10 protein-coding genes and 1 pseudogene are annotated in these 13,206 nt (G+C 44.8%); 8 read left to right on the forward strand and 3 right to left on the reverse strand.

Annotation, left to right across the window (positions count from 1 at the left end):
* Positions 1 to 80 precede the first annotated feature (80 nt).
* Both uvrA and tenA read right to left on the reverse strand, forming a co-directional pair.
* Complete coding sequence (gene uvrA / locus F899_RS02185) at positions 81 to 2,912, reverse strand: excinuclease ABC subunit UvrA (RefSeq protein WP_005220621.1); 2,832 nt, start codon at positions 2,910 to 2,912, stop codon at positions 81 to 83.
* A gap of 345 nt (positions 2,913 to 3,257) precedes the next feature.
* Positions 3,258 to 3,926: a thiaminase II gene (tenA, locus tag F899_RS02190; RefSeq protein ID WP_005220622.1), complete on the reverse strand. Its 669-nt coding sequence runs from the start codon at positions 3,924 to 3,926 to the stop codon at positions 3,258 to 3,260.
* Between the two features lie 222 nt (positions 3,927 to 4,148).
* Between tenA and F899_RS02195 the strand changes: the two genes are divergently transcribed.
* The 3 genes from F899_RS02195 to ssb all read left to right on the forward strand — a co-directional run bounded on the left by F899_RS02195 (position 4,149) and on the right by ssb (position 7,389).
* A complete protein-coding gene (locus F899_RS02195) occupies positions 4,149 to 5,237 on the forward strand; it encodes a DUF475 domain-containing protein (protein ID WP_004647275.1) in 1,089 nt (362 codons plus the stop codon).
* 154 nt (positions 5,238 to 5,391) lie between these two features.
* Positions 5,392 to 6,756 carry an MFS transporter gene (locus tag F899_RS02200; RefSeq protein ID WP_005220623.1) on the forward strand — a complete coding sequence of 455 codons (1,365 nt, stop codon included), beginning with the start codon at positions 5,392 to 5,394 and terminating at the stop codon, positions 6,754 to 6,756.
* 51 nt (positions 6,757 to 6,807) lie between these two features.
* On the forward strand, positions 6,808 to 7,389 hold the full coding sequence (gene ssb / locus F899_RS02205; RefSeq protein WP_005220626.1) for a single-stranded DNA-binding protein: 582 nt from the start codon (positions 6,808 to 6,810) through the stop codon (positions 7,387 to 7,389).
* Between the two features lie 54 nt (positions 7,390 to 7,443).
* On the opposite strand, the pseudogene F899_RS02210 reads toward ssb, so the two are convergent.
* Positions 7,444 to 7,929: pseudogene (locus tag F899_RS02210) on the reverse strand (hotdog fold domain-containing protein).
* Positions 7,930 to 8,073: 144 nt separating this feature from the next.
* On the opposite strand from F899_RS02210, the gene F899_RS02215 reads away from it, so the two are divergent.
* The 5 genes from F899_RS02215 to F899_RS02235 all read left to right on the forward strand — a co-directional run bounded on the left by F899_RS02215 (position 8,074) and on the right by F899_RS02235 (position 13,195).
* Positions 8,074 to 8,688 (forward strand): TetR/AcrR family transcriptional regulator, encoded by a 615-nt coding sequence (locus F899_RS02215; protein ID WP_005220632.1) that lies wholly within the window; start codon positions 8,074 to 8,076, stop codon positions 8,686 to 8,688.
* 168 nt (positions 8,689 to 8,856) lie between these two features.
* Complete coding sequence (ahpC, locus tag F899_RS02220; RefSeq protein ID WP_005220634.1) at positions 8,857 to 9,420, forward strand: alkyl hydroperoxide reductase subunit C; 564 nt, start codon at positions 8,857 to 8,859, stop codon at positions 9,418 to 9,420.
* Between the two features lie 323 nt (positions 9,421 to 9,743).
* On the forward strand, positions 9,744 to 10,622 hold the full coding sequence (locus F899_RS02225) for a pirin family protein (protein WP_005220636.1): 879 nt from the start codon (positions 9,744 to 9,746) through the stop codon (positions 10,620 to 10,622).
* Positions 10,623 to 11,036: 414 nt separating this feature from the next.
* A complete protein-coding gene (locus F899_RS02230; RefSeq protein ID WP_005220638.1) occupies positions 11,037 to 12,344 on the forward strand; it encodes an FAD-dependent oxidoreductase in 1,308 nt (435 codons plus the stop codon).
* Positions 12,345 to 12,346: 2 nt separating this feature from the next.
* Positions 12,347 to 13,195, forward strand: a complete 849-nt coding sequence (locus tag F899_RS02235) for an SAM-dependent methyltransferase (protein WP_005220640.1) — start codon at positions 12,347 to 12,349, stop codon at positions 13,193 to 13,195.
* The last annotated feature ends 11 nt before the right edge of the window (positions 13,196 to 13,206 follow it).

The following is a 13,206-nucleotide window of genomic DNA, read 5'->3' on the forward strand; positions in this document are numbered from 1 at the left end:
TAAATCACCGTTTTAGCAAAATCTAATTCTTTAGAATCCGCCCTAACCCTCTTTTAAAAAGAGGGGCTAGGGGAGATTCCTTATTTCAATAACGGCTTTAAGAACCGCGCGGTATGCGAAGTCTTACTCTTTGCCACTTCTTCAGGCGTACCTTCCGCGATAATCATACCACCACCTGAACCACCTTCAGGACCTAAGTCCACGATCCAGTCCGCAGTCTTAATCACATCCAGGTTATGCTCAATCACCACGATGGTATTACCCTTGTCACGGAGCTGATGCAGGATATCTAGCAATTTGGCAATATCATGGAAATGCAGGCCAGTCGTCGGTTCATCCAGAATATACAGGGTTTGGCCGGTATCACGTTTGGCCAGTTCACGTGCCAGTTTCACCCGCTGTGCTTCACCACCAGAAAGTGTTGTCGCAGACTGACCCAGACGGATATAACCTAAGCCAACCTGATGCAAGGTTTCCAAGCGACGGTGAATCACTGGAATGGCATCGAAGAAATGCATGGCATCTTCAACAGTCATCTCCAGTACATCAGAAATGTTCTTGCCTTTGTAGTTTACTTCCAGCGTTTCACGGTTATAACGCTTGCCATGACAGGCATCACAAGGCACATACATATCCGGCAGGAAGTGCATGGCCACCTTGATCATACCGTCGCCTTCGCAGGCCTCACAGCGACCACCTTTCACATTAAACGAGAAACGGCCGGCTGCATAACCACGTGCCTTGGCTTCCTGTGTTTGTGAAAACAGTTCACGAATCGGAGTAAACAGACCGGTATAAGTCGCTGGGTTGGAACGTGGTGTACGTCCAATCGGACTCTGATCAATATCTACAACTTTATCCAGGAATTGCAGACCATCGATCGAATCAAATTTCTCTGAGGTCTGAGTAGTCGCACCATTGAGCTGTGTTGCTGCTAGTGGTAACAAGGTGCGGTTAATTAACGTCGATTTACCTGAACCTGATACACCCGTGACACAGGTCATCACCCCTAATGGAATGGTCAGGTCGACATTTTTCAGGTTATGGCCTGCTGCACCCATCAGCCTGATCTGTTCTTCCGGTTTTGGTGGTTGGGTCCGTTTTTTTGGCACTTCAATTTTCAGCTTGCCAGACAGATATTTACCAGTCAGGGAATCTTCATGTTCAGCAAGTTCCTGATAGGTTCCTTCAGCAATCACATGACCGCCATGTACGCCGGCACCTGGACCAATATCAATAATATGATCGGCGGCACGAATCGCATCTTCATCATGTTCAACGACCAATACCGTATTACCAAGATCACGCAGACGTACCAAGGTTTGTAGCAGACGGTCGTTATCACGCTGGTGCAGGCCAATCGAGGGTTCATCCAGCACATACATGACACCCATCAGACCGGCACCGATCTGAGAAGCCAGACGGATACGTTGTGCTTCACCACCAGATAAAGTTTCAGCTGAACGGGACAGACTCAGGTAATTTAAACCAACAGACACCAGGAAGTGCAGACGCTCACGGATTTCCTTAAAAATCTTATCGGCAATTTCACCGCGGGCACCTTCAAGATTCAAACCTTGATAGTAGCTTTCGGCGTCACCAATCGACATGCGGGTAATGTCAGCAATGGTCTTGTCCAGAATTTTGACATTACGTGAAATTTCATTCAGACGTGAACCATCGCAGGCATCACAGGCGGCATTGGACAAGTACTGTGCCAGATCATCACGAACATAATTGCTTTCAGTTTCACGATAACGGCGTTCCAAATGCGGCAGTACACCTTCGAAAGCAATCACACGATTATGACGGCGACCGCGTTCGTCAATATAACTCAGGTCAATCTTTTCACGACCGGTACCATAGAGGAATTTCTTTTTAACATCGGCTTCGAGCTGATTCCACGGCGTATCCAGCGAATAGCCAAAGTGATTGGCGACCTTTTCGATCATGCTGTAATAATATGGACGCTGACGGTCCCAACCCCGGATTGCGCCTTGACTGATACTCAGTTCAGGATTTGGAATCAGTTTATCTGCACTAAAATGGCTACGCGTACCGAGGCCATCACAAACCGGGCAGGCACCAAATGGATTATTGAACGAGAACAGACGTGGTTCCAGTTCTGCCACCGCACGATCACATTTCGGGCAGGAATGTTTGGCTGAGAAAACACGATCTGGTCGTTCGCCTTTCATCCGCGAGACAATGGCAATATCGCCACCCAGACGAAGTGCAGTTTCAAAGCTCTCGGCAATACGGTTACCCAGATCATCACGGACTTTAAAGCGGTCAACCACCACTTCAATGGTATGCTTTTTCTTTTTATCCAGTTCTGGCGGAGGATCAATTTCCATGATCTCGCCATCCACACGGGCGCGTACAAAACCCTGGCTCTGTAACTGTTCAAATAATGCGGAATATTCACCCTTACGTTCACGTACGACAGGTGCCAACAGCATCAGGCCAGTACCTTCTTCCAAGCCTTTTACCGCATCCACCATTTCACTCACGGTTTGCGCGACCATCGGCAGGTCATGTTCTGGACAATAAGGTGTACCGACGCGAGCATACAGCAGACGCAGATAGTCATAAATTTCAGTAATAGTCCCCACGGTTGAACGCGGGTTGTGGCTGGTCGACTTCTGCTCGATCGCAATGGCCGGACTTAAGCCTTCTATTGAATCGACTTCCGGTTTTTCCATCTGGGACAGAAACTGGCGTGCATAGGCAGACAATGACTCGACATAACGGCGCTGACCTTCGGCATACAGGGTATCGAATGCCAGTGAGGACTTACCTGAACCAGACAGTCCCGTAATCACCACAAACTTGTCGCGTGGTATATCAAGGTTCACATTTTTAAGGTTATGGGTACGTGCGCCTCGAATACGGATGTGGCTTTGGCTCATGCAATGATCCTAGAATATTCATCAAAAACCCTTATATGATACCGGATGAAAAATGTTCAAGTGCAAATAAAAGTATTTTAAACGTCAAGTTATGTCGGTGATTGGTCAAAAGATCAGTACCAAAGCAATAAGTTAAAAATGTATGAGGTATTTTTTCTGATTAAAATTTTGGCCCTGTTTTTAATAAAAGCATTTGAACATGGATTTAAGCTCTGTAAAAAACACAGAGTGCGTAGCATTGCGGAGTTTTGATCCAAGATAAAAATTAAAATTATTTTGTATTATTTAGAATTTTGTAGAAAAAATAAAAAGCCCCGTATTGAACAGGGCTGAATTCAGCTTGTATCAATCCAGACCAGGCCACTGGCGTTGCTCAAATGCGCTGTCCCAGAACAACCATTCCAGACGCGCTGCATGGGTATAGGCTGTATGCATTTTTTCTAGTGTATCGGCATCGACACGTGCCGCAACACGGTCAACGGTCGCAATCACATTCCGCACCGCAGTGTGGAATTCTTCTCCTGAATAGGTGTTCACCCAAGCCTGATACGGATTATTCAGCGCAGAGTTGTCGACAATATCTTTACCAACTTCGGCATAAATCCAGAAACAAGGCAGCAACGAGGCCAGCACCACCGGGTAGCTTTCTGACCAGGCGGTCGAAGTCAGATAAGAGGTATAGTGATGACACGCCAGAGTCAGCGGGGTATTTTCAAACTGCTCTTTGCTAATGCCGAAATCCTGCATAAAGCCATCATGCAGGCTACGTTCCACCACAATCGCAATTTTGGCTGCCTCGGCAAACTGAATTACATCGTCCGCTTCAAAAGCTTTGGCGGCACACACGGCCAGTGCACGGCCATAGGCCAGTAAATAATGCGCATCCTGAATCACATAATGACTAAAGGCTTCGCGGCTTAAAGTACCTTGCGCCAGTTGCTGATTAAAGGGCAGGGCCAGGGTCTTCTGATAAAGTCCGAGATTACGTTGCCATACCTCTTGTGAAAAACTCATGCTGAAAATCCTTCGCAGTTCAAGTTAAACCATGCGGCACTATAGCAAAGATCGGGCTGTTTAAAAGATCGGCAAATTTTAAAAACAGAAAATAAGATAAAACAGCTCAGGAAGTGCTTTGGTTTATGCGCTAAAAGTTTCATAATTAGCTTAACTTTTCCTATTCGTATTGCTGCTCTCTCGCAGCCATACATTTATTTAATTTATCCAAGGTCGTTGTGTATGTTGAAACATTTTGGTTTCTCGATTGCATTTTCGATCGTGTGTCTTGGTTTGTCTGCGTATTGGGGTTATACCCATGGTCCTGACGCAGGCCTGCAAACCATGCTCACAGCGCTGACCATTACCGCTATTCTGGCGATTATGGAAGTGTCGTTGTCCTTTGATAACGCGGTTGTCAATGCCTCAGTCCTACGGGGTTGGGATCATTTCTGGAAAATGCTATTCCTGACAGTCGGTATTCTGATTGCAGTCTTCGGGATGCGTTTGATCTTCCCGGTGGTCATTGTTGCAGTGACTGCAGACCTGGGCTTTATGGAAGTAGTACGTCTGGCCCTGAATGATCCGAAAGAATATTCAGCACGTTTAATGGCACATCATCCTGAGATTGCTGCTTTTGGTGGTGCTTTCCTGTTGATGGTATTCCTGAACTTCTTCCTGGATGAAGAAAAAGACACGCATTGGTTCAGACGGGTGGAACGCCGTCTGTCCAATCTGGCCAATGTACCGGCGATGTCGGTCTTTATCGCACTGGTAGCCTTGTTAATTATGGCAGCCAATGTCGATGAAGCTAAGCGTCTGGCAGTGACTATGGCGGGGATCTGGGGCATCGTGATTTATATCGGTGTGCAGGTTCTGAGCCATATGCTCGGTGGTGAACCGGAAGTCGATGAAGAAGGCAATGCCATTCGTCATGATGAAAATGGCGTACCGACGGGTGTAGTGAAAGCCGGTATTGGTGGTTTCCTCTATCTAGAAGTCCTAGATGCCTCATTCAGTTTTGATGGCGTGATCGGTGCCTTTGCGATTACCTCAGACGTGGTCATCATCATGCTTGGTCTGGCAATTGGTGCGATCTTTGTCCGTTCAATGACGATTTATCTGGTTGAGCAGGGCACATTGGATGCTTATATCTACCTGGAACATGGTGCGCATTATGCCATCGGTGCACTGGCTTTCATTATGATTGCCAGCGGAACCGGTCTGCATGTGCCAGAAGTGGTAACCGGTCTGATCGGTGTAGCCTTTATTGTCTGGGCAGTATTTGCCTCGATTCAGTACAAGAAGCGTCAGGCAGCTTTAGACAAATAAAGCGCTGCCCCTGAATGAAAAGCGTAGCTTCGGTTGCGCTTTTTTATTTTTTAGATCAGCATCATCTTTATTTCAAATAAAATTCCTGCATCCATCCCGGCCGAATGTCCTATAATCTTCGCCTGAAGATCCATCAATTGAACTGCCATAATTTATGATGAATGCCCTAGAACGTCGCTCAACCTTTGCGCTTAGCAGCATTTTTGCACTGCGCATGCTGGGGTTGTTTATGATTATCCCTGTATTTTCGGTTGCAGGACAGTCATATGAATATGCTACGCCGGCACTGATTGGCCTGGCAGTGGGGGTTTATGGTCTGACTCAGGCCATTCTACAGATTCCGTTTAGCCTGATTGCAGACCGTTTCAGTCGCAAACCGCTGGTGGTCATCGGGTTATTGCTATTTGCTCTGGGTGGTGCAATTGCCGCCATGTCGGACACAATCTATGGCGTGATTATTGGGCGTGCCATTGCGGGCGGCGGTGCGGTTTCGGCAGTGGTCATGGCATTGCTTGCCGATGTGACCCGTGAAGAAAACCGCATGAAAGCCATGGCGACCATGGGCATGAGTATCGGCTTATCTTTTGTGGTGGCATTTACCTTAGGCCCTTGGTTAACGGGTCTAGTGGGTATTTCAGGGCTGTTCTGGGTGACTACCATAATGGGGTTGGCGGCAATTGCGATGCTGCTGATGGTGCCAAAAGTGACCCGTCATCATCGTAATTTTCAGCAGGGGTATTTGATCCAGCTGAAACAAGTTCTAAAAATGGGCGACCTAAATCGCCTGCATGTCTCTGTGTTTAGCCTGCATTTATTATTAACGGCAATGTTTATCTATGTGCCTTCGCAACTGATTGAGTTCGCTAATATTCCTTTGGCCAGTCATGGCTGGGTATATCTGCCCTTACTCGTAATTAGTCTGTTCTTTGCTTTTCCAAGCATTATTCTGGCGGAAAAATACCGCAAAATGCGTGGTATTTTCCTGACTGCAATTGCGGGAATTATCGTTGGCCTATTGGTACTGATTTTTGGCTTTGAATCGAAATATATCCTGCTCACTGGTTTAGGGATCTTCTTTATTGCCTTCAATGTAATGGAAGCCTTATTACCATCGTGGTTATCCAAGGTTGCGCCAATTCAGTCCAAGGCAACAGCGATGGGCGTGAATGCCAGCAGTCAGTTCCTCGGCGCCTTCTTTGGCGGTACGCTAGGCGGACAACTTTTGTTGCTGAATGATACTTCCATGGGTTGGAGTATTTTGACTGCGGTTGCTATAATTTGGCTGCTCATTAGTTTTGGTCTGGCTCAGCCGCGCTATCTTTCGTCCCTGGTTTTAAGCCTGCCTGAAAATCGACAAACAGATGAATGGACTTCACAGCTTTTATCTATTCATGGTATTGAAGAAGTCGTGGTGATGCCTGAACAGCAAGTGGCCTACGTCAAGGTTGATAAACAGCAGATTAATGATACTGCGCGACAACAATTAACGCACTTGTTGGGTAAAGAGGTAGCCATTTAAGCATAACTCTTATAAAGTAAAATATAGAAACAAATAGGAAGTATAGGTCTCATGCGTGGTGTAAATAAGGTTATTTTAGTAGGTACTTTAGGTCGAGATCCTGAAACAAAAACTTTCCCGAATGGGGGTTCTCTCACTCAATTCTCTATCGCGACCAGTGATTCGTGGACGGATAAGAACACTGGTGAGCGTAAAGAGCAAACAGAATGGCACCGCATTGTGCTGCATAACCGTTTAGGTGAAATTGCACAGCAGTATCTACGTAAAGGTTCTAAAGTCTATATCGAAGGTTCACTACGTACCCGTCAGTGGACAGACCAAAGTGGTCAAGAGCGTTACACTACAGAAATCCGTGGTGAGCAGATGCAAATGCTGGATTCTGGCCGTCCTCAAGGTGAACAGTCAGACAATGGCGGTTTTTCACAGCCACGTTTCAACAATAACCAGGGCGGCTATGGCAATAACAATGCTGGTCAACAAGGTTATAATGCACCACAGCAAGGTGGCTTCAATAATGCACCTGCGGGTGGTAATGGCTATGGCAATAATAACCCAAGCGGTTTTGCGCCAAAATCTGCACCAGCTCCAGTTGCAGCGCCTGCAGCAGACCTGGATGATGACTTACCATTTTGATTAAAATTTAAAGCAGAAAAGCATCCTTAAAAGCCCGTCATCCGACGGGTTTTTTTAAACACGTTTATTTGTTTTCTTCTTTTTAGGAGATACCCACATTGTGATGAGGGCACGGCATACGGTTTCTTGTGCCATATCCAGAACCTCAACATTAACCTGGTATTCAGCAATTTCATGCCATTCAACATTTAACTTTGCAGGTGTGGCAATGGCTCTTAAATCGGTCGTTGCTTTTTTAAGATATTCGACCTGCATACCTTTTAGAATTCAGGAATGGGTTTTGGGGACGCTGGCATCGGTCATGGTACCTGCTGCCAGTTCAGCCAGATTGCATATGGCAATCGCATGGATTGTATCTAGATGATTGAGTACAGCCGCATGTTTCTTCATGCTCACTTCGCAATAATACGGAGCAAGCGTTTCGAGCAATGGGGAAATACTGCTGAAATAAGGTATTTTTATGCAAAGTAATCTGGAAAATATGTATTTACCACCTGGTTTTTTGTGAAAGGTTTTCCATATTTTTAGAGCCTGGCTCATGATCGCGATCCTGCGTAAGAGGTGAATAATAATAAGATCCTCATACAGAATAATATTCTGTATTTGCAGGACTCACAAGAAAAGTGTTTAAAATAGACAAGTTAATGATTAACGGTGCCGAGCACATTAAGGAGAATGCAAGGTATGGATGTATTGGAAGGGAGTTATCCAGGGGGACGCTTGGCCTTAAAGCGTCAAATTCTGAATTGTGCGCTACAGGAATTTTTACAAAGTGGCATAGCTGCAACGACAATTGAAATGATTCGGGATCGAGCAGAAACCAGTGTTGGCGCAATTTATCATCATTTTCATCACAAGGATGGGATCGTAGCTGCGCTGTATCTAGCCGCTTTAAAGGATCAGTCCAGCCGACGTTTAGATGCCTTATCCCAAGCGAAAAGTGCTGAACAGGGTATTCATGCCATTATCCGAAGTTATATTGATTGGGTCATCAGTTATCCAGATTTTGCCCATTTTCTCTATGCGGCCCATCATGTGGTACATACCTCCGACTTGCGTCAAGATCTTGAACAGCGTACCAGCCAGCGCAATCAGGATTTAAAGAAATGGCTGGCCCAGCAGTCAGATGCCGCTTGTCTGCAAGCTGTCCCACCTGCTTTACTGACCTCTTTAGTAATTGGCGCGACAGAAAGCTATTGCCGTGCCTGGCTGGCAGGTCGAGTCAAGGATTTTCCGCAAAAACATGTATCTGCTTTGGCGCAGTCAGTTTGGGATTCTTTACAGCATTTTTCTCGGTAGAGGTCTGGAGTTAAATTGGAATAAAAGATAATAAGTAAAAAATTAATAGAATTTATAAATCTAAAAAACCGATAGTTTTTATAAAAAGTTACGGTTTTATCTATTATTGGTTTTTGCGTATTCTTAGTTCATCGAATGAATTCCCGCGAACTGATAGGAAAAAATCACATGAGTTTAATCAATACTGAAGTTAAGCCATTTAACGCAACTGCTTATCACAATGGTCAATTTATTGAAGTATCTGAGCAGGACATGAAAGGCAAATGGTCTGTTGTATTCTTCTATCCTGCTGACTTCACTTTTGTTTGTCCAACAGAATTAGGCGATCTTGCTGATCAATATACTGAATTCCAGAAATTAGGTGTAGAAATCTATGGTGTATCCACGGATACGCACTTCACCCATAAAGCTTGGCATGACACGTCTGACGTGATTGGTAAAATCCAGTATCCAATGATTGGCGATCCAACCTGGACTCTGGCGAAAAACTTTGAAGTGCTGATCGAAGCTGAAGGTCTGGCTGACCGCGGAACTTTTGTGATTGATCCGGATGGTAAAATCCAGATCATTGAAATCAACGCAGGTGGTATCGGTCGTGACGCGCAGGAACTGCTTCGTAAAGTAAAAGCAGCTCAGTACGTACATGCTCATCCAGGTGAAGTATGTCCTGCAAAATGGAAAGAAGGCGAAGCGACTCTTGCTCCTTCAATCGATCTGGTAGGTAAAATCTAATTCGACAAATCTTTATCAACCATAAGAAAATCCAGCCTTCAGCGCTGGATTTTTTTATGGTTATTCGAAAATGAAAGGACAATTAAATCATATAGCCTTGATGACTTTCGGCTGTGGCAAGCAAGCCTTCAACCAGATGCTCGATCAGTTTTTCATCACCCGACGCTGGCTTTTACATAAGGTATAAACCAGTTGTAGGGTACCAGTACTGACACCAGTATTGTCTTATATTTGGGATACTGCATTTCATTGGCCTAGTATCGATAGTTATCCGCAACGCATACAATGAATACATGTTTATCCTATTCAGATAGGAGTAAAAGATGAAAAAAGTCATAGGCGTTTACCGTAGTCAGCACATGCATTGGGTCGGTGATGGATTTCCGATCAAAAATCTATTTTCTTATGACCGTCTTGGTCAGGTCATCAGTCCATTCCTGTTGCTGGATTATGCAGCGCCGTATCATTTTGATCCGACTACGGTGCAGCAGGGTGTCGGTTCACATCCACACCGTGGTTTTGAAACCGTGACAATCGCCTATCAGGGTGGAGTAACGCATAAGGATTCTGGCGGTGGTGGTGGTACGATTCAGGCAGGTGATGTACAGTGGATGACTGCAGGTGCAGGCGTGGTGCATGAAGAATTTCATTCTCCAGACTTTGCCCGGAATGGTGGTCTGTTTGAAATGGTCCAGCTGTGGGTAAATTTACCTGCCAAAGACAAAATGACTATACCGCGTTATCAGGCACTGACGGCAACTGATATTCCCCGGATTGAAATGGATGAAGGTGCCGGGCATATCCGGGTCATCGCTGGTGAACTTGATGGGCATCATGGTCCGGCGCATACCTTTAGTCCGGTCAATGTCTGGGATGGTGAACTCAAAGCAGATTATGAAACGATGCTGCAGATACCTGCCGGTCATAATGTTTTGCTGGTGCTATTGAGTGGAGAGCTGGTAGTGAATGCCGGCCAGAAAGTTCTGGACAGTTCTATTGTGATATTTGCTCAGGATAGCGATCCTATAATCCAGATTCAGGCTTATCAGGACAGCAAATTCGTAGTCTTGACTGGTGAACCCTTGAAGGAACCCATTCAAGGTTATGGTCCTTTTGTGATGAATACCAAGGAAGAAATTGTCCAAGCCTTCCAGGATTTTAATCAGGGTAAATTTGGAGAAATTCCGGTAGCTGCTGAATAAAAATGTCAGTCCAGAAAGAAAGAAGCCTCTGCAGTGCAGAGGCTCTTAAATAGTTATGCGCTGTAAGTTCTTCTGATTATAAGATTTTTTAAATAACTTCAACACTGTGGAGGGCGATGAAGTTATCATTTTATTATGCAGAAAATTATAGCGCTTCTTGTATCTTTTGTAAAACGAAAGTTAAAAAATTGGTTAATTTAAATATATTGTTTTTAAAGGGGAATTTTTATAAAAATACAAAAAATATTAATAAAAGCATAAATTTAAACAGTGTTAACTTTTTATATTAAAAATGTAAAAAATTATGAATTTTCAAGCGCTTTAGTCCATCTGAAAAAAATGCAATCTGGAAGATTTTAATAGCCTAATTACGGCAGGCTTGGTACATAATTTCTAAAAGTTTCTCAATGACGGATGATCAGTTTGGATATCGCAGTAATTGGTAGTGGCATGGCCGGACTGGCTACAGCCAGAATTCTTCAGGATGCAGGACATCACATCACTATTTTTGAAGCGCTGCAAGGGCGCGGCATGGACAGTCACAGCCTCGAGTTTGAAGGTGGATTGGTCGATGCTCCTTTGCGTGTGATGAATCCGTACTTGTGGAAAAATACGCTAAGTCTTGCGACTCATCTGGGGATCAAGACCTATCCGGTACGCACTTATATGGCGTGCAGCTGGTTATTTGAGGACCGGACTGAAACCTGGCTGACGACTTCGCGTAGCCGGATTGGTAACTTTCCGATTATCAATAACCGTAAAGGTCTTCAGCAGTATGGCTGGCGTCTGGTTAAAGGTTTATTACAACTAAAAACAGCGTTGAACAAATTCTTTAAATCTAAAAATCAGGATATCAGCCTGGCAGAATTTATTAATCGCAATGATATTGAAGAAGTATTCTGGCATGGTGCGGTGATGCCGGTACTGTATACCATCTGTACCTGTAACCCAAAAACCATTGGTGAATGGCCAGCCAAGCCGTTATTGATTTTCCTACGTCAACTGACAGATGGCGATGCATTATTACGTATGCAGGGCGGTACACCAGCCTTGGTGGATAAACTGATTGAAGGCATCGACATTGTCAGTGGTGCAGCAACTACGCTGGTACAACAGCAGGGTGATCAGGTCCGTGTAGAAAATGCGGCGGGTTATTCCAAGTTATTTGACCGTGTCATCGTTGCTACACCCACCAACAAGATCGAGGAATTTCTTGATAAAGACCAGTTTGCAACAGATATTGAATTATTAAAAAAATTCCAGTTTGAGCAGGGGCAATTGGTGATTCATACCGATACCAGCGTGATGCCGCCGAAACGTAAAGACTGGGCAGTACTAAGCTATATGATGGACCGCAAGTTTACCCGTCAGCAGTTCACGGTATGGCTCAATGCGGTTGAACCAACATTAGTAGGTAAATCTCCGGTATTCCAGACCTGGCGTCCGGTGACTGATATCGATCCTAAGAAAATTATTTCTTCTGTGACACTGACCCGCGCAGTGGTTGATGCGCATACTGTAGCCTTGAACAAGGAATTACAGCAACGTCATCTGGATCAGGGCCGTAAGGTATTCTATTGTGGTTCATGGTCATGTGATGGCTTGCCAATTCTGGAATCTGCAGTTACTTCAGCGATGAAGATTGCAGAAATCTTTGGTGCACCATTGCCATTCGAGGGATTAAAACCGAATATTGAGGTTGCACCACAACTCGGTTATTAAGCATGAAACTGTTCCAGGCCTTTCGGCAGCGTCTACCCGAGCATAAATATGCTATCAATGCAGCATTGCTTGGAGATACTTCATTATTGCCCTGGAGCAATCTTGGTTACTGGCAGATAGGGCAGCAGGACTATGTTGCTGCTTGTCAGGCTTTGGCTGATCATCTGGCTGAAACCATTCATTTAAATTCAAAAGATAAATTACTGGATCTTGGCTGCGGTCAGGGTGCCAGTCTGCTGCATTGGCAGCAGCACTATCAGGTGCAATACCTGGCAGGCGTAGAGCTACAGAAAACTTGTGTTACCAGGATTCAGCAGCATTTACCTGAACTGAATGCAATTTATCATGCTTCTTTTCTTCGACTAAAAGATATCCATTTCCCACATAAATTTAACGCTGTGCTGTGTCTGGATGCGGCTTATCACAATAGCGTGCCAAGCTTGCTGGAACAGATAATCCCAGTTTTGAATTCAAAAGCGCGAATCGGTTTTCATCATCTGGCTTTGTCTGAGCGCTGGAAAACTTTAAATTCATTTCAAAAGCGTAAATACCAGCTTTTGCTGAAATCAGCAGATGTCAATTTAAGTGATTTGATGCCGCTGGGTGCGTTATATGAATGTCTGGGTCAGTTTGAATTCATAGATGTTCAGGTTGAAGATCTGTCAGAATCAGTCTTTGCCGGTTTTGCCAGGTATGTACAGCAGGATTTAAATTCAAAAAAATTGGTTCAGTCTGTGAAGGCATCCAGACTAGATGAATTTAAAATTCAGATGACCGCAAAACTATGCCGAAAGCTTTTTGAAGAAGGTGTGGTGCGGTATGTACAGATCAGCGCGAAAGCAAAGCACTAGAACAGTGCCTG

It is taken from the genome of Acinetobacter sp. CIP 101934 (assembly GCF_000369585.1).
GTDB classification, from domain to species: Bacteria; Pseudomonadota; Gammaproteobacteria; order Pseudomonadales; family Moraxellaceae; genus Acinetobacter; species Acinetobacter schindleri.

Coding starts and splice junctions, on each gene's coding strand:
- ahpC (WP_005220634.1), top strand. CDS start 8,857: ATGAGTTTAATCAATACTGAAGTTAAGCCATTTAACGCAACTGCTTAT.
- F899_RS02235 (WP_005220640.1), top strand. CDS start 12,347: ATGAAACTGTTCCAGGCCTTTCGGCAGCGTCTACCCGAGCATAAATAT.
- ssb (WP_005220626.1), top strand. CDS start 6,808: ATGCGTGGTGTAAATAAGGTTATTTTAGTAGGTACTTTAGGTCGAGAT.
- uvrA (WP_005220621.1), bottom strand. CDS start 2,912: ATGAGCCAAAGCCACATCCGTATTCGAGGCGCACGTACCCATAACCTT.
- F899_RS02225 (WP_005220636.1), top strand. CDS start 9,744: ATGAAAAAAGTCATAGGCGTTTACCGTAGTCAGCACATGCATTGGGTC.
- F899_RS02230 (WP_005220638.1), top strand. CDS start 11,037: ATGATCAGTTTGGATATCGCAGTAATTGGTAGTGGCATGGCCGGACTG.
- F899_RS02195 (WP_004647275.1), top strand. CDS start 4,149: ATGTTGAAACATTTTGGTTTCTCGATTGCATTTTCGATCGTGTGTCTT.
- tenA (WP_005220622.1), bottom strand. CDS start 3,926: ATGAGTTTTTCACAAGAGGTATGGCAACGTAATCTCGGACTTTATCAG.
- F899_RS02215 (WP_005220632.1), top strand. CDS start 8,074: ATGGATGTATTGGAAGGGAGTTATCCAGGGGGACGCTTGGCCTTAAAG.
- F899_RS02200 (WP_005220623.1), top strand. CDS start 5,392: ATGATGAATGCCCTAGAACGTCGCTCAACCTTTGCGCTTAGCAGCATT.